Annotated in this window: 14 protein-coding genes; 2 read left to right on the top strand and 12 right to left on the bottom strand. The window is 63.3% G+C overall.

What is annotated here, in order from left to right:
* From ACIQ3Q_RS21035 to ACIQ3Q_RS21020, 4 genes are all read right to left on the bottom strand, one after another.
* Positions 1-340: YceI family protein (locus ACIQ3Q_RS21035; RefSeq protein WP_396271191.1), on the bottom strand; the 340-nt coding region annotated here is incomplete at its 3' end.
* 41 nt (positions 341-381) lie between these two features.
* Entirely contained in the window at positions 382-963 is a 582-nt protein-coding gene (locus ACIQ3Q_RS21030) for a YceI family protein (RefSeq protein ID WP_396271190.1), read from the bottom strand.
* A 397-nt stretch (positions 964-1,360) separates the two neighbouring features.
* Entirely contained in the window at positions 1,361-1,870 is a 510-nt protein-coding gene (locus ACIQ3Q_RS21025) for a GNAT family N-acetyltransferase (RefSeq protein ID WP_396271189.1), read from the bottom strand.
* A 2-nt stretch (positions 1,871-1,872) separates the two neighbouring features.
* A complete protein-coding gene (locus ACIQ3Q_RS21020) occupies positions 1,873-2,634 on the bottom strand; it encodes an SDR family oxidoreductase (protein ID WP_396271188.1) in 762 nt (253 codons plus the stop codon).
* A gap of 86 nt (positions 2,635-2,720) precedes the next feature.
* Between ACIQ3Q_RS21020 and tssA the strand changes: the two genes are divergently transcribed.
* A complete protein-coding gene (gene tssA, locus ACIQ3Q_RS21015) occupies positions 2,721-3,797 on the top strand; it encodes a type VI secretion system protein TssA (protein WP_396271187.1) in 1,077 nt (358 codons plus the stop codon).
* Here the strand turns inward: tssA and ACIQ3Q_RS21010 are convergent.
* The 6 genes from ACIQ3Q_RS21010 to ACIQ3Q_RS20985 form a co-directional block, all read right to left on the bottom strand.
* Positions 3,791-4,639 (bottom strand): OmpA family protein, encoded by an 849-nt coding sequence (locus ACIQ3Q_RS21010; RefSeq protein WP_396271186.1) that lies wholly within the window; start codon positions 4,637-4,639, stop codon positions 3,791-3,793. The genes tssA and ACIQ3Q_RS21010 overlap by 7 nt on opposite strands.
* On the bottom strand, positions 4,629-5,615 hold the full coding sequence (gene tagF / locus ACIQ3Q_RS21005) for a type VI secretion system-associated protein TagF (protein WP_396271185.1): 987 nt from the start codon (positions 5,613-5,615) through the stop codon (positions 4,629-4,631). The genes ACIQ3Q_RS21010 and tagF overlap by 11 nt, the downstream gene beginning before the upstream one ends.
* Positions 5,612-9,454 (bottom strand): type VI secretion system membrane subunit TssM, encoded by a 3,843-nt coding sequence (tssM, locus tag ACIQ3Q_RS21000; RefSeq protein ID WP_396271184.1) that lies wholly within the window; start codon positions 9,452-9,454, stop codon positions 5,612-5,614. The genes tagF and tssM overlap by 4 nt, the downstream gene beginning before the upstream one ends.
* Positions 9,451-10,947, bottom strand: coding sequence for a hypothetical protein (locus ACIQ3Q_RS20995; RefSeq protein ID WP_396271183.1), 1,497 nt, complete (start codon positions 10,945-10,947; stop codon positions 9,451-9,453). The genes tssM and ACIQ3Q_RS20995 overlap by 4 nt, the downstream gene beginning before the upstream one ends.
* 41 nt (positions 10,948-10,988) lie before the next feature.
* Positions 10,989-11,255 (bottom strand): PAAR domain-containing protein, encoded by a 267-nt coding sequence (locus tag ACIQ3Q_RS20990; RefSeq protein ID WP_396271182.1) that lies wholly within the window; start codon positions 11,253-11,255, stop codon positions 10,989-10,991.
* Between the two features lie 79 nt (positions 11,256-11,334).
* Positions 11,335-12,183, bottom strand: a complete 849-nt coding sequence (locus ACIQ3Q_RS20985; protein ID WP_396271181.1) for a M15 family metallopeptidase — start codon at positions 12,181-12,183, stop codon at positions 11,335-11,337.
* 276 nt (positions 12,184-12,459) lie between these two features.
* On the opposite strand from ACIQ3Q_RS20985, the gene ACIQ3Q_RS20980 reads away from it, so the two are divergent.
* Positions 12,460-13,335 carry a hypothetical protein gene (locus tag ACIQ3Q_RS20980; RefSeq protein ID WP_396271180.1) on the top strand — a complete coding sequence of 292 codons (876 nt, stop codon included), beginning with the start codon at positions 12,460-12,462 and terminating at the stop codon, positions 13,333-13,335.
* 16 nt (positions 13,336-13,351) lie between these two features.
* Here ACIQ3Q_RS20980 and icmH read toward each other — a convergent pair whose 3' ends face one another.
* Positions 13,352-14,131 (bottom strand): type IVB secretion system protein IcmH/DotU, encoded by a 780-nt coding sequence (gene icmH / locus ACIQ3Q_RS20975; RefSeq protein ID WP_396271179.1) that lies wholly within the window; start codon positions 14,129-14,131, stop codon positions 13,352-13,354.
* A gap of 12 nt (positions 14,132-14,143) precedes the next feature.
* Positions 14,144-15,277 carry a type VI secretion system baseplate subunit TssK gene (tssK, locus tag ACIQ3Q_RS20970; protein WP_396271178.1) on the bottom strand — a complete coding sequence of 378 codons (1,134 nt, stop codon included), beginning with the start codon at positions 15,275-15,277 and terminating at the stop codon, positions 14,144-14,146.
* Positions 15,278-15,397: the final 120 nt, after the last annotated feature.

Raw genomic sequence — 15,397 nt, 5'->3', positions numbered from 1 at the left:
TCGGGAAGCGCTGGACTTCAAACATCAGCGGCCCCTTGACGAAGTTGTTCATCACGCTGCCACCAAAATCCACGCTGGACATGTCGATGTCCAACGCCACACGTCCCCACTGCGCCTCCCGGTCAATGGTCATGGTGCCACGGGCAAACTGAAACTGCCCCTTCCAACGAGGCGCCCCCTTGTGCATCACTTCAAAGCTCGGCTGCGAGCGTTGCGCATCGATCTCATACGTCACGGGCTGTGCATGCACGGCCTCACAGGCCGTGGCAGCCATCACTGCGGCGCAACACCACCACGCATCTGAAGTGCGCCGCGGGGCCGGAGCTTCTGGAAGCTTCATAGAAAGCTTCTAGTGGGCTGCGAAGAAAGCGTCACCATGCCTCAGGGCTTGGCTACAGCTTCGACCTGAATGCGCAGCACAACGTTCATGTCGAAACCATAGGCCTTGCCAGCGTCAATGCCAAAGTCGGCGCGGTTCAAGCGGGCCAGCGCATCAGCACCGCAGAGCTCGCGCTTGTGCAAGGGGTGCGGAATGCACTTGAAGCGTTGGATCGTCAAGCTCAGGGGCCGGGTCACGCCATGCAGAGTCAACTCACCGTCCACCTTGGTCGGTGCCCCCTCGACAAAACCAACCAGGCGCCCTTTGTAGCGGGCGTGCGGGTGCTTCTCCACATCAAAGATGGACTCCCCCAGCGCGACCTTGTTCATCAAGTCGTGGCCAAAGTCCACGCTGGCAATGTCCACCACGATGTCCAAGCTGCCCTGCCCCGCCTCTTTGTCCAACAAGACCTGGCCTTGGGTCAGGTTGAACTTGCCCCGCCAGGTGGACAGGCCCATGTGATCGGCCTCAAAGCTGGGATAGGTATGACTGGGGTCGATCTCGTAGGTCACAGGCGCTGCTTGCAGACCCGCCACCGCAGCGGCAGTCATCAGCATCAACACAGCAGCACGAAGGCTCTTCATCGGGGGCTCCTTGTCTTGGTTTGCTGTCGCCATGGTAGCCGCATCTCAGTGCCGCTTATCCGTCGAAATCACAGTTCATCCCGCCGCCATGTCGGCTCATCGCATGGGCATGGCGCTTGCCAATGGGCCTCTCTACAGTGCAATCCATCGACACACCTCAACCCCTCCTGAAAGGAACTGATCATGACCTCCACCTCCCCCGCTTCCAGCAGCTTCGTAGCTCGTATTTCTGCCTTCGGCGCCGCCGCCGTGGTCTCCATGTCTGTGCTGCTGGGCATCGACGCGATGGCCGCTCACGACTACGCCGCAGCCGTCGCCGCCAGCACCCAAGCTTCGGCGCCGATGATGGTCGCAGAGACGCAAACGGTGGTGGTCACTGCCAAGCGCTTGAACACCATTAAGCAGTGCCAGCGCCATATGTTGACCGCTGCAGACGCTTCTCTAAACACACCGAAGCCTCACGCCCCACATAGCGACCCCAGGGCGCACAGTGCAGATAGCCATGCTGCCTGTAGAACCTGACGGCGCGTTCGTTCACTCGACGCGTTGAGAGTCGAATCACCTCGACATTCCGGCCCAAGGCTTCGGCTTCCAGAAAAGCCAGTACCGCAGCCCCAACTCCCCGCGTGCCCGCTCGCGCAAACATGCGCTTGAGCTCCACAGCCACGCAGCCGTCGTCGGTGACCAAAGGCCGCAAAGCGCCACAGCCCCACACCTGACCGAGTTCATCCCGAGCCACGGCCAAACAGGCGCCTTCCATGCGCAGGTCGTCCAGCGAAAAGCTCTGCGCCCCTGAATCCCCGGTGAGCCGCGCCAAGGTCTCTGACAACTCATCCAACAAGGCCAGCACCCCAGGCGCTTCAATGCCTGCCAAGCCGATCGAGAGCGCCTGTGGCCAGGTTTGCATGCTCAGCCTCGCCCCACAAACGGCATGCCCGTGGCCATGACCGTCATGAACAGCACATTGGCATTCAGCGGCAAACCCGCCATGTGGACCACCGCATCCGCGACATGCTGCACATCCATGCGCGCTTCTGAGCGCACGCTGCCATCGGCCTGCAACATGCCTTGCGCCATGGCGGTGGTCATGTCGGTGGCGGCATTGCCAATGTCGATCTGCCCCACCGCGATGTCAAAGGCCCGGCCATCCAAGGCGGCGGCTTTGGTCAGCCCAGACATCGCATGTTTGGTGGCGGTATAGGCCACGGAGTTGGGCCTGGGGGTGTGCGCCGAGATAGAGCCGTTGTTGATGATGCGCCCGCCCCGAGGATGCTGGCTCTTCATCAAACGAAAGGCCTGTTGGGTGCACAGAAAGGCGCCCGTCAAATTGGTGTCCACCGCCGCGCGCCACGCCGCCACCTGCAGGTCTTCTAAGGGCACACCGGCCGTGAAGACGCCGGCATTGTTAAAGAGCAAATCGAGTCGGCCAAAGTGGCGAGCAATGTCTTCAAACAGCGCTTGCACAGAAGACTCATCGCACACATCACACAGCACGGCGCGGGCACGTTCCGCACAGCTCATCTCCCCGATGACGGATTGCAGCGGCGCCAAACGGCGGCCACTCAGCACAACGGTCCAGCCCGCCGCGTTCAGCGCCAGCGCGCAGGCCTTGCCAATGCCAGAGCCTGCGCCGGTCACCAGGGCAACTTTGAGGGGCTTGGTTTCACTCATGTCCACATCATCCTTTCGAGTTCAGCATTGAGCCTAACACCCGCGCTGCGTCACAATCCAGCGCAAACATAGCGGCAGAGGACCCCATGGACATCGATTCCCTATTGCAGCCCCTTTCTGCGCAGAGCGTCTGCGGAGAGGACATGAGCTTCTCGACCGAGTTCGACACCATCCAGGATCTGCGGCGCCATGACGACCCCTCGCTGAGCCAAGGCGAGTGGGTCACCGACCTGAAGACGGCCGACTGGCCTGGGGTGGTCAAGCTGTGCGAGCAACTGCTGCAGCAACGCACCCGCGACCTGCGCGTGCTGGGCTGGTGGGCTGAAGCCAAAGCGCATTTGCAAGGCTATGCCGGCTTGGCCGATGGCGTTGAGATGGCCGCCCGCCTTTGCGAACACCTGTGGCCCCATCTGCACCCGCTGCCGGAGGGCAACGACATGGAATTACGTGTGGGCAGCCTGGGATGGATGTTGGCTCAGGTGTCCGCCTTGGCCAAGGCCTTGCCGGTGATGCGCCTGGCCGGTCGGGCCTTGAGCCTGCAAGACATGGAGGCCGCCCGAGTCTTGCAGCAAGCGCTAGACCGCAGCGCCGAAGGCGGCCCGCCCGTTTCCATCGACGGCAAAGTCACCCTGGAGATGATCAGCCGTGCCCAACGTGACACACCGTCTCAAACCCTGATCGACACCCGAGACGCCGCCCGCCGACTCAAAGCCGCGCTGTTGCAAATGCAGCAAGTGGTGGACGGCCATTTGGGCCAAGACGGCCCCGCCTTCACGCCTGCCAAAGACGCTGTCGATGCAGCCCTGCATGGCCTGGACCGTTTGGTGCGCGACAGCGGCGCCGAAGGCGTGATGACCACCAGCCCAGACGCCGACGCTAACAGCCCTGCTGTGGCATCGACTTCCTCGGGGTCTGCGGGAGGCGGTTCAGGCGGACCGCTGACCAGCCGCGCGCAAGCGCTGGCCCAACTGCGTCAAGTGGCTGAGTTCTTCCGGCGCACCGAGCCGCACAGCCCGGTCGCCTATTTGGCCGACAAGGCGGCGCGTTGGGGTGACATGCCGCTGCATGCCTGGCTGCGCGCGGTCATGAAGGACCCCAACTCCCTGTCGCAACTCGAAGACCTGCTGGGGGTGGAGCCCCCGCCTCAAAACAACGGTTACTGACTGACGCGGAACTCAATGCGCCGGTTGCGAGCCCGGCCTTCCGCTTGGTTGTTGTCCGCCACCGGGCGGTCCGGTCCCACGCCCGAGGTGGTGATGGCGGCCTCGGGCACGCCCTTTTTGGCCAGATAGGCCTTGACCGTTTCCGCACGTGCGGCCGACAAGGCCACATTGGCGGGTCGTGCCCCCAAAGAATCCGTATGGCCAATCACCTCGAACTTGCGGCCTGAGAGCTGCAGCAACACCGGTGCCAGTTGATCCAGCACCGCCTGGCCCGTGGCCGTCAGCGTGGCACTGCTGGGTTCAAACTCCACGATGCGATTAGCCAGGGCCGCATCCACCACCTCTTGGCCCGCCGCCGACACGCGCAAGCTGTTGCGCACGGTGTAGGTGGGGTTGTTAAGCTGGGTGGCGATTTGGCTCAAGACCTGCTGCCGCTGAGCCTCGTTGGAGACCTCGCCTTTCAGCTCCAGCACATTGCCTTGGATGCTCAACTGACCCCGGCTGACTTGCTTGATGTCCGGATGCAGGGCGCGCTGCACGTGCTGCGACCAGTTCGGCGGCGCCACCAGATTGCCCACGCCCAACTGATCCACCACACGGTCAGAGCCGTACAACTCACGCACCCGGGCCAAGATGGCTTGGCGGGTAGATTCATCGGGCACTGTACCGGCCACCACCACCTGGCCCAGGCGGGGCGCCGAAGCCGCAGAAGCCGCAGCCGGCGCTGCAACAGGCCGAGAGACAGGGGCTTGCGCCACAGCCAGCAGCGGCAAGCTGGTCAAGCAAAGCGCACCGATCAGCGAAGAAAACTGGCCGCCATGCGGCTTGAGGTCAAAGGCCAAGAAACACCTCCTTGAAGGTATCCACGGCCAGGCGCATCGAGAGCCCCGATTGCCGCAGATAGCTTGATAGTTTTTTGACGGCATAGTCTTGCTCGACATAGCCTTCCACCCAATCAGCTTGGCGGGCGTCCACGAAGCTATCACCCAGGGCTTCCGGGTCCCACAGCGCCCGCAGTGTGGCCGGTGAGGCGCCGTCAAACGCCAACGCCATCACCGGTTTTTCGCCCGGACCACGTTGAGGGATGAAGACCGTCAACTCAAAGTCAGCCTTGGCCAAAAAGCCTGCAATCAGATCCATCCACATAGAGGCCACCATGGCCTGTGCCAGCGGGTCGGCTGGCAGCGGCAAGAGCAAGCCCTTGTCCAGGCGCTGCACGCCACTCGCGGGCACGGGCTGGAGCAGCAAGCCCAAACCCAAGATGCTCGCCCGCAGCGACATGTCATGGCCACCGGCCGCCAAAAAACCCTCGATGGTGCCGACGGAGTGATCGTCCAAGAAGGCTTGATAAGGCCGCTGATAGGCCACCGCTGTGGTCGGCACATCGACCTGGGTTTGATTCAGATCCTGCAGCAGCGTCGACGCATCTTCGGCCGCCAACGCTTGGCGAACCAAGCCGTCCATGCGGCGCCAAGGTTGGGCCAGCAGCAAAGGGCTGTGTGAGAGGTAGTCCAGCGGAGCGGACAGCTCCAGCATGGTCGCCACGAGGAAAGGAAAGCGTCGCCCTGAGGCATCGGTGCTGACGCGCAAATGCCCCGCCATGCCGCGGGTGTTGCGCGAGCCCAGAAAGGCAAAGTGCAGCGGCTCAGCCCGGTCATAGACCAAACGCCAACGCGGGTCGTTGGCCAGCATCTCAATGCCGCCTGTCAACCAGCGATCCAGGGTTTGAATCAAGCCCGACACACTGGCGCTGCGCACGAAGTCGCCCCGCGAGGGCAGCTTGCCAAAGTAAAGCAGCGGTGCAGACGCGACGCTCATCGAGCCCCTCCGGCCGACGCTGCACCAGAGGCGGCGCCGGGCGCAGCGCCAGGCACATCCGCCGAGCCCACCACCAGGGTTGGGAGCTTCAGCCCTTGCAGGCGCGCATTGCTGCCCCCCACCACTGCGGCGGAGCCCTGCGCCGCAGCGGGCGGTGCCTCACCGGGGCTTCGGATCATTCGGATATGGACAGTGACCTTGTACGGCCCTTGCACAAAGCTCAGCTCAAACAGCTTGTCGCCAATCTTGCGCGGGGCGCCGATCTCCACAAAGCGATCAAAGCCCGAGCGACCCGGCTCGTTCAGCAAGTCGATGGTCTTGCCTTCATTGGTGATGGCGCTGACACGTGCACCCGCCACCCCGGCAGGATTCGGCCACACCATGCTCACCCACTCGGCCGTGGTGTTGCGGTAGCGCAGGGTTTGGCCGTCGATCACGACGCTGTACTCGGCGATGCCGGGCGAGCCTTGCGGCAGCAGTTGGAACATGCCTTGATCCGACGGCGCCTGTGCCGCACCGCCAGCCCCTGCTGCGCCGCCGCCCCCACTCGGCGCACCATCAATCATCGCGATCCAGCCCGGGAAGCCCTCGCTGAACTCGGGCCGCAGGCGCAAGCCAATGTCGGCCCAAGTCTTGGCCACCACCGTATCGCCACGGCGTACGACCATAGGCCCCAGAGCCTCAGACCCGAACTTGGAGATGGCACCTTCAGGCCCAAAGACCTTGGCAATCTCTTGCGGCCCGGCTTCTAGGCGCGACTGCTTGTCAAAGGGGTACTTGCCCGCCAAGGTCTTCTGGAAGGGCTCGACCACCTGGGCCGACCAGACGCGGTTCAGCTCGGTCTCGGCCGGGGGCACGGTCACGGCCATGGCTTGCATCAGTGGGCGCACCAGCAGCGGCCGCAAGGTGGCGCGGGCGGAGTCCGTCATGCCGTTGAGCATTTGCTCGTCCACAAAGCGCAGCGCGTCGGCCAGCTCCGAGCCATTGCCGGATAGCGTGGAGACCATCAGGGCGCGGGCGCCAGGCCCCGGGTCGCCTTGGTTCTTGATTTCGTTGAAGCGCGTGCGCAGCTTGGAGAGCTGTTGCAAGTAGCCCTGGATCAGGGCCGGGTTGCTGTCGCGAGCCATCATGATGCGCGACAGCGCCGCAAACTCGCGGCCCACAGGGCCCATGGGAATGGCGGCCTCCTTGTCGCTGCTGACCTTTACATCCATCTCCACGCGGCCGGGCTTCATGCGCAAGATGGACTGTTTGATCCAGTCCATCACGCCACCTTGGGCTTTGCCCAAACGCTCATTGATGAGCGAGGGGTTGTCCCAACTGGTTTGGTCAAACAGCGTGATCATGAGCTTGCGAATCGGCGACTCGGCCGTGTCACCAAAACGGTTCATGCGCTCAACAGCGATCTCAAAACTGCCGAACTCCGTCACCGTGATGCCCTGCATGAACTGCTGCCACTCTTTGACGTACTCGGTCTTGTAGAGCTCGGTCAGTTGCTTGCGGATCTGGTCCGGGCTGCCCTCCAGGGTCAAGTCGCTGCGGGCGGCCGTCTTGAGCACCCAGTCGGCGCTTTGCAGCTCTTTGCTGGCCGCGTCCTTGAAGGCCTGCTCCACATAGTCGTCCCAGGCTTCGCGGGTGAAGGCGCCGGGCACCGCGTGACTGCCGGCCACCAGGTCGCGGTCACGGTCGCTGATCAGGCCCTTGACGGTGACCGGCGCAAAGCGGGTGGACGCGCGGGCCTTGATGTCCGAGTACACCCGGTCAATGCCCTTCATGCCCTTGACCAACTCGCGCAGGTTCTCGCGAGTCTGGTCCACCAAGGCCAGCTTGTTTTGCAACTGCGGGAAGGCAGGGTCGGCCAACTGGCTGGTGGTGAAGGAGATCAGGCGCTCGGCGCTGCGGATCATCTTCTCGCGCGGCATCGCCCCCCGGTTGTTGTCCAGCCAGCCGCGCCAGAAGCGGGTGAGCTGGTCGGTCATGTGGCTGCCCTCTAGATACTTGGCATCCGCCAACATCAAGTAGGTCTTGAGCGCGTTGTAGGCATCGGCCGCGTCTTCCACGCTGGCATCGACATAGCGCGTACCGCCTGCGGCCGACTTGTTGGCCCCTTGGTTGGCGGGGGTGGCGGCCGACTCCGGCGTGGCCGCCATGGGCTTGAGCCGCGAGGGGTTGGCATTGACCTCGGTGAGATAGGCTTCAATGGCCTGGGACACGGGCGTGAGCATCACCTCTTTGATGCCGGCGAAGTACTCTGCACGCAGCTTTTGCTCGATCGCCTCGCCCTGGTAGAGCCCCAAGCTGATGCCCCAAGGCTTGTCTTCGCGGTAGCGTTGCAACTGCTCAATGCGGTCTTGCAGCAACTCCAAGGCTTCCAGGCGCGAGGCCAAGTCCGGACGCTCCTGCTGGATCTTGCTGACCTTGCTGAGGTCGGCCTGCACCTGGGCCATCAACTGACGATTGCCCAGGTAAGACCAGCTCCAACCGGCCAAGGCTGCGGCCAACACCACCACGCCCAAACCAAAACTCCAGGCGCGCAAGCGCAGCTTGCGGCGGCTGGCGTATTGCTGCACCAAGCCTTTGTCGCCAAAGATAACCTTGGAGAACAAGTCCTTCAAGAAGAAGCCGTTATCGGCCACCACCATGGCCGTGGTGTATTCAGCCCGTGACGACAGCGCAAACTGTTTGGCCACGCGGTCACTGGCTCGGCTGGTGGAGCTGCCTTCTTGCACCGCGCTGGTGAAGTAAAAGCCCCGGAACACCGGCTGGTACTGGTAGGGGTTCTCTTCAAAAAGCGTCACCACAAACGCGTGCAAGGCGGGCTTGAGGGCGGCGAACTCTAAGGGGAAGGTCAGCACACCCGGAGGCAGCGCTTGGCCGCGCTGCAGCGACATGCGCGCAATCGACAGCTCTTTCAGGCCGTCGTGCAGCTCATCGAAATGCTTGTCAAAGGCGGCAATCGCCTCTTTGCGCTTGGCTTGGTCATAGGGCAGCGTGGCGCCCCACACGCGCTCGCGCTCTTCGCGCTCTTGGTCCTCAAAGAACTCTGCAAAGCCCGAAATCAAATCGGCCTTGGTGAACACCAGATAGATGGGCGCAAACACTTCCAGGTGTTCTGTCACCTCTTGCACCCGCTGGCGCAAACTCTTGGCCAACTGGATAGCTTGCTCCGGCCTGCCCGTGGTCAACTCGGCCAAGCTGGCCGCAATGACGATGCCGTTGATGGGCGCCTTGGGCCGGTTTTTCTTCAGCAGCGACAAAAAGCCCAGCCACTCCGAACGATCTTCTTCGTGCACCGAGTAGCGACCGGCCGTGTCCAGCAAGATGCCTTCGCTGGTGAAGAACCAGTCGCAATTGCGCGTGCCGCCAATGCCTTGGATGATGCTGCCGCTGGCATCCGCAAAAGGGAACTTGAGGCCCGACTTCACCACTGCCGTGCTCTTGCCAGCGGCCGGGTTGCCAATGACCATGTACCAAGGCAGTTCATACAGCGCGGCCGAGCCCTTCAGCTCACCCAGGCGCGAGGACTTCACGGTCTTCACCGCCTCTTGCATGCGGTCTCGCAGCACCGCCAACTGAGCCTTGTCTTCAGCGCCTGCAGCGCCCAACGCACCTTGTTGGTCTATGGCTTGCTCCAGCGCCTTGGCAGCCCGCTTGGCCCGCACGCGCTTGACGACCCACACAATGAGCCAGACCAGCAGGATCAGCGCCAAACCCAGCGCCGCCCAGAATCCCGCCACCGCCAGCACATCGGCGCCGATGAACAAGAAGGCGGCAAGCGCCGCCAAGCCGATCACCACCAAGACCCGGGGGTCCAACACAATGGTCCAGAAACGATTCATGATGCGGTCTTCGTCGGTTCAGCGCCCGCAGCAGCGGGCGGTCTGAGCACCAGAGCCATGCGCGCGACGGAATCGTCCACGCTCAAGGCCAGGCAAGGTTGTTGATTCATCTCGGCGCGGTGGGCGGCCAGGGCCACCAACATCAAAGGCGCTGTCGGGCCGGTGCGGCCCCACAGCGTGCCCGCCACCAAAGTATCTTCGGCAGCGTCGAGCTGGGCCAATTGGGACACCAGCACTGAAAAAAGCTCTGCACCGCGAGGGGAATGCTGGTCTGCGTCGCTGACCAAGGCTGAGACCTCGGCCAGGGGCAGTTCGGCCGCTGCGGCAGCTTGTTGCACGACTTGCTCGGCCACTTGGGCACTCACCCGCCCCGCCGCATCAATAGGCTTGTCACGTTGGATCACGGCTGCACGATGCAGGAGCACAGGTGCAGCCGCAGCATCTGGCAGCTCGGGCCAGGTTTCATCGGCCAAGGCTAACGCCACCGCCGACTCCGCCGCCACACCGGCCTTAGGCATCGTGTGGGTGAACAGCGCGGCTTCGCGCTGCAGGTGGCCCAGGCGCGCGTCGCTCAAGTCGGACTGGCAGGACAGCAGCAGCACTACTTCGGGCAAGCCTTCGCGCTGGGCGGCGCGCAGGGCACGGTCCGCCTCCAGCCACAGCGCCACGCCGCCACCTTGGGTGCTGGGCATGAGGCGCAGCTGCGACGGGGCCAACCAGTCAGCGCTGTCTTGCTTCAAGCAGTGCTTGACCCAGGCTTGTGCCACCGCGCGCTCGGCGGGTGACCAATGGGTGGGCCAGGCGGTGAAGACGCGCAGTCCAGCGGGCACTGCAGCAGAGGCCGCCTGCGGCCCATCAGCATCGGGCTTCGCAAAACGCTCAGACCACGCCGCCAATTGGGAAAGGCATTGCTGCAGCGGCGCTTGCAAAGCGGCCAAGGCGCGTTGCACGGCTTCATCGACCGCGACGGGCTGGGCCTCAGCACCTTGAAGGTCAGCCTGGGCAACCGCGCACACACCATCCCAGGCTTCCTGCAATGCCGCCGTGTCCAGCGGCTCAATGCGGGCGCACAGCACAGGCAAGCCCTCGTCATCCCGTAGAGCCTTGTCGGGCGCGGGACGCGGCGCGCCCTCCTTCAAGGCGTCCGCCACTTCGCGGGCCGAGTGACCCGCCGCACAACTCAAGCCCGAGGCCAGCAGTTTGAAAGGCGCATGGCGTTCCTGCTGGCCCGCAGATGGAAGGGCGGGCGAACCGCTGGCTGGGGCTTGGGCGGCCGCTGCCTCTTTGGCCACCGCACTGGCCACGGCCGAGCGCAAAGCCCAACGCGCGAGCAACGCCAAGCCAAACACCACCAAGGGCAACAGCCCGAGATACAGCGCGATATCTTCGGGCGACATGTCTCGGCTGGTGGCCTGCCAATACCACAGCACCCCCACCCACACCAGGCAGGTGATTGCAACGAAGAGGGCCAAGCCCTTGAGCCATTGACGCATGAGGAAGAGGTGATGCGGCCCCGCTAAGGGAGCCTAAGTCGTCAATCGGTGGCTTGGGCTTGAGAAGAGAGCAGCGTTGCGCCACAAGCGGTCTTGTCGCCATGACGGGCAGCGGGCTGCCCTTCAATGATGCAGGTGGGGTCCCCCGACACGATGACGGTGGTGCCACCATGCCCGCGCTTGGGGCAAGTGACCTGATCACCCACGCGAGCAATCATCTTGCCGTTGATGTCGGTCGTTGGCGCGCCGCTGATCACGACGCCGCCATGGTCTGTCTTGTCCCCAACAACGATAAAGGGCTTCCCCACGATCTGCTCCCCATATTCTTTGCACTGATGTTGCACCCTGGATTGTCGCAGGCGCAGGCACGCTTTGCGCTGTAGTCCCTCAACCTGGCTTGATGACGCCAGGCCGCCTTAACTCAACGTGACCCAGATCTTTGATGCTGCGCCAACTGCCGCCCCACACCATGCCCACCGACTGCGCCATCTGACCATACAACTCGTAGCCCTTGGCCGCCCACGGATCAGCCTCTGAGATCACCACCTTGCCATTGCGCAAAAATGCACAGTCTGCCGCCAGCCCGTATTGGTGGTAACTCTGCCCGCCACCCGCCCGGGTGACATGCCCGCCCATGGCGGCCAACTGGTTTTGCCGCTCTGGGCTGCGGTAGCCCTCGATCAGCACCATCTCGTAGCCATGCTGCTCTTGCATCAGGCGGAACACCACCAAGAGCTTTTGCTGAAATTCCGCATCGAGCAACTCCCACTGGCGACTGGCCCGCGCCGCCATGGGGTAGACCTTTTCGACCTCTTTGGTCAAGAACAACTCGGGCGGCAGTGGTGGGGGTGGCACCAGTTGCTCCCCGGCCAACAAGGCCGCGATCTTGGGGTCCATTTCTCGGCTGGCGGTGTGGTCGTAGCCTTCGAAGGCATGCCCCAGACGCAGCCAACTGGACAGCAGCGGAGCGCTGAGCAACACAGCAGCGCCACCCAAGAGCCATATCCAGTTCAGTGCCGCGAAGCGGGCCAGCCGTTGCACGACATCGCCCACACCTTCCGTGCTGCTGCGCAGGCCTTGCTCCCGCCGCTGCCCCCACGCCTGAACTCGGGCCCGCCCCTGGCGCTGCCACTGCACAGCTTGGCTCCATACGCGCTCGCGCAAAGCAGGCAAGAAGACCAGCGCCAACACCGCACAGACCAGCAAAAAATAAGCGACAACGCTGAATATCACCACGACAAAGCAGCCCAATACGACCTGAGAGATAACCCGCCATCATAGTGGGAGGCGCGGGGGTACAGCGCTGCCTCTTTTGGGGGAAGCCGTGGCGGCGGGAATCCCCCACAGACAAACTCATTCGAGGCTCTAAAATCCTCGGTCGACTACTCACAAAAATGGGAGCCTGCGTTGTCCATGACGCCAGATCCGGGGAAAGCCACCCCACCCGCTTGGCCCTCAGGCACCAGACCTTCGCTGCTCTCGAGCACAGCGCCTCCTCACGACGATGGCCCGGTGTCCATCTTGTCCGCCATGGACGACACCCCGCCCCCTGGGCGCGCCAAGTTGAGTCAACGCCAACTGTGGCCGTGGTTAGGAGGCGGGCTGCTTGCCGCCGCCGGATTGATATGGCTGGCTAACGCCCAAAAGGCAGAGGCTGAACGCCCCAAGCCAGCGCTGAGCGCCGCAGCCGCCAGCACACCGATTCGACTCCAAACGATGGCCAGCGCCCCCCTCTCAGACACGGTTGCCACGGCGACCCCCGCTGTCATAGAAGTGAATGTGGCCGGCAACCCAGCTCCAGCAGCCCCCGCAGCCAGCCCTGCCCTGGCAGAGTCGACGGCGGCCGGCCCGTCAAACGCCACGCTGCTGATGGCCGCTGGAGCGGGTGCCGTCGCTGCGGGCGCACTGGCTGCCGCGCCAGAGCCTGCGGCCAGCGCGCCCAAGAAGCAAAGCAAGCGCGCCAAGGCCAATGCCGAGCGCGAAGCCAAAGCCGAACGTGAAGCCGCTGCTGCCACAAAGAAAGCGCAAGCAACGGCAGCGCGCAAAGTCAACCCAGCAGGCGCAAGCCCCCAAGGCGGTGCGGACCCAGACGTAGACCTGATCGCCGCAGTGATGCGGCACGGTGAAGCGCCTGCCGCGGGCCGCAGCGCCGAAGGCGAAGCCACCACCACCTCGATCGCAGGCTTGGTGTCCCGCTGCAAGAGCTTGGGCGGCAGCGAAGCCAAAGCTTGCCGCCAGCGCTTGTGCGAAGGCTACTGGGGCAAGGCCGAGGCCTGCCCCAAACGGCTGGCCCCCAAGAGCAAAGCCAAAACTAGCACCGAAGCAAAGACCACCAAGCGCAAGAAGAAAAAGAAAACCTCGCCCTCGGAGAGCGAGAAAAAGGCCTGAGCGCGACCCCGCCCGCTCAGGGCAGGGTGATGGTGACGTTGGCAGCCTGAGCGGGCAACTTCACCAATTCGGAATACGGCTTCAGGTCTGATTGGGTTTGGCGGTCCAGCGTCCAGCGCACACCCACGAAGGCCAACAAGCCTGCCAACGCAAACACCGAGCCAATGACCCACAGCGGCACCTCGGTGCGCAGCTTGTGCATGACCTGATCAGGCGCCAGCGCATGCGGCGCGAAAGACGCACGCTTGCCCTTGAGATGGGCGATTTCATCCCCCAATCGAGAGGTGAGATAACCGAGTTTTTCGCTGCCTTCCAGCAGGTACTTGCCCTGGAACCCCACCAGCAAGCACATGTGAAAGACTTCCAGCACCTGCAGCTTGGGCGCGCCCTTTTGACGCGTCTCCTCCAAACGGGAGAAGAAGTTTTCGCCCGCCAATTGGTCGCCGAACAGCTCCAACTGCAAGGGCGTGCGCTCCCAGGTGTCGCGCAGGGCAGGCGCCATCATCACGGTCTCATCGACCAGGGCGCAAAACGCGTACTTGGCCAAGTAGACGTCTTCGGAGGGCGCCTCGATGCGGCGGCTGCCCCGCTCGAAGCTGATCAAAAAATCTTTGAGGCGGTTGCGGAACTCGTCGGCGGAGGTGGGACTGAAGCGGTTCTTGAGCAAGAACAGCATGTAAAACCCGTCGGCCATCAGGTCGAGCAAGGTCTTGGCCTCTGGCGTGGCCATGGCCGGGCGCGCAGGCGCACCGGGTTTCAGGCCAGCCAAAAGGGAAGGAGCTTGGGGTTCACTCATGACGGCAACTCATCATTGGTTCAAGGCAAACAGTTCCACCTGCAAGTCTGCAATGCCGTTGGGCACGTAGATCATGATGGACTGTGACTGCAGCATGCGCTCGTACAGGGGGCCACGCCCCTCCAGCGCAAAGTAATAGGCGCCGGGCCGCACCGGGATGGCGGAGGGCACTTGCGGGGCATGGGTCAGGCGCACGCCGCCCATGGCCGACAGCACCAGCTTCTCGACATCGTCCGGCGCCCCCACTTTGGCGCGCATGGGGATGACTTCCACCAGCTCTGTCGGCGGCATGGCGGCACTGATGCCCAAGTAGAAGGCGGTGGTCGGCGAAATCTTCTCAGACTCCAAGCGGCCCAGGTGGAAGGCTGGTTTGGTCTCGGTCAGCGCAATGGAGAAATAGCGCGTCGAGATCACGGTCTCCAGCAACTCTCGAATGATGTTGTCCAGCTTAGCGAACGACCGGCCGGGCTCAGCATGTTTGTACATGGGCAAGTCGGCCAAGGCATAGGCTTTGGAAAAGGTCATCAAGGAGCCCGCCAACTCCAACATGCGCGCGTACAGCCGCTCGGGATGCAAGCCTTGGTGGTGATGCAGATGCATCAGCCCGGCACAAGCCGAGCTGGCGGTGTGCAGCAGCCAGAAAGACGCAATGTCGCCCGACCGAAACTCGATCACATGCTTGGAGGGCTCGCGGTGCGAGCCATAGAGCGCCTCGACTTTGGCCTGCAACACATCAATCAGCCGGCGCAGCATCATTTGCAAGGCAGGGGCCGCCTGCACACTCAACACCGGCGGCACAAAGCGCCGGTCCAACTCAAAAACACCCGTCGCGTTGCGGCGCAAGCGGCACAGCGGCATGCTCACCAAGTGATCATGCGGCTCTTGATCCGCCACCACACGGGCACAGCGGCGCAGCGTGGCAATGTCGGCCGTCGCCGCCTGGGTGAACAAGTCTGGCGCGGCAGCGTCTTGCTGGCGATAGCGCACGGCCATGTCGCTGACCAGTTCTGTGCCTGCGAAATTGGTGGCGTTGGTGCGCAGCGGCGCAATCGCAATGTGGAAGATCTGATCGACTGTGGCGGAGGCCAGGTTGCTGAGGTTGACCGGCGGCGGCAGGTCATCGTCAGCCGGTGCGTTATATGTCACGTCTCATGTGATCATTGGCCGATTCGAAGCTGGCCGCTACTTCAGGCCAGAGCTGTCCTGAGCGAGTTGCTGGCTTCGATCCCAGAGAGTTCATCATAGCCAGATCGCATGAGCCATATT

The organism is Ideonella sp. (genome assembly GCF_044358605.1).
In the GTDB taxonomy this organism is placed as follows: Bacteria; Pseudomonadota; Gammaproteobacteria; order Burkholderiales; family Burkholderiaceae_C; genus Ideonella.
Note: the sequence above shows the minus strand (reverse complement) of the source record. Positions and strands in the feature narration are given on the sequence as shown.

Coding starts and splice junctions, on each gene's coding strand:
- ACIQ3Q_RS21030 (WP_396271190.1), bottom strand. CDS start 963: ATGAAGAGCCTTCGTGCTGCTGTGTTGATGCTGATGACTGCCGCTGCG.
- ACIQ3Q_RS21025 (WP_396271189.1), bottom strand. CDS start 1,870: ATGCAAACCTGGCCACAGGCGCTCTCGATCGGCTTGGCAGGCATTGAA.
- ACIQ3Q_RS21020 (WP_396271188.1), bottom strand. CDS start 2,634: ATGAGTGAAACCAAGCCCCTCAAAGTTGCCCTGGTGACCGGCGCAGGC.
- tssA (WP_396271187.1), top strand. CDS start 2,721: ATGGACATCGATTCCCTATTGCAGCCCCTTTCTGCGCAGAGCGTCTGC.
- tagF (WP_396271185.1), bottom strand. CDS start 5,615: ATGAGCGTCGCGTCTGCACCGCTGCTTTACTTTGGCAAGCTGCCCTCG.
- tssM (WP_396271184.1), bottom strand. CDS start 9,454: ATGAATCGTTTCTGGACCATTGTGTTGGACCCCCGGGTCTTGGTGGTG.
- ACIQ3Q_RS20995 (WP_396271183.1), bottom strand. CDS start 10,947: ATGCGTCAATGGCTCAAGGGCTTGGCCCTCTTCGTTGCAATCACCTGC.
- icmH (WP_396271179.1), bottom strand. CDS start 14,131: ATGAGTGAACCCCAAGCTCCTTCCCTTTTGGCTGGCCTGAAACCCGGT.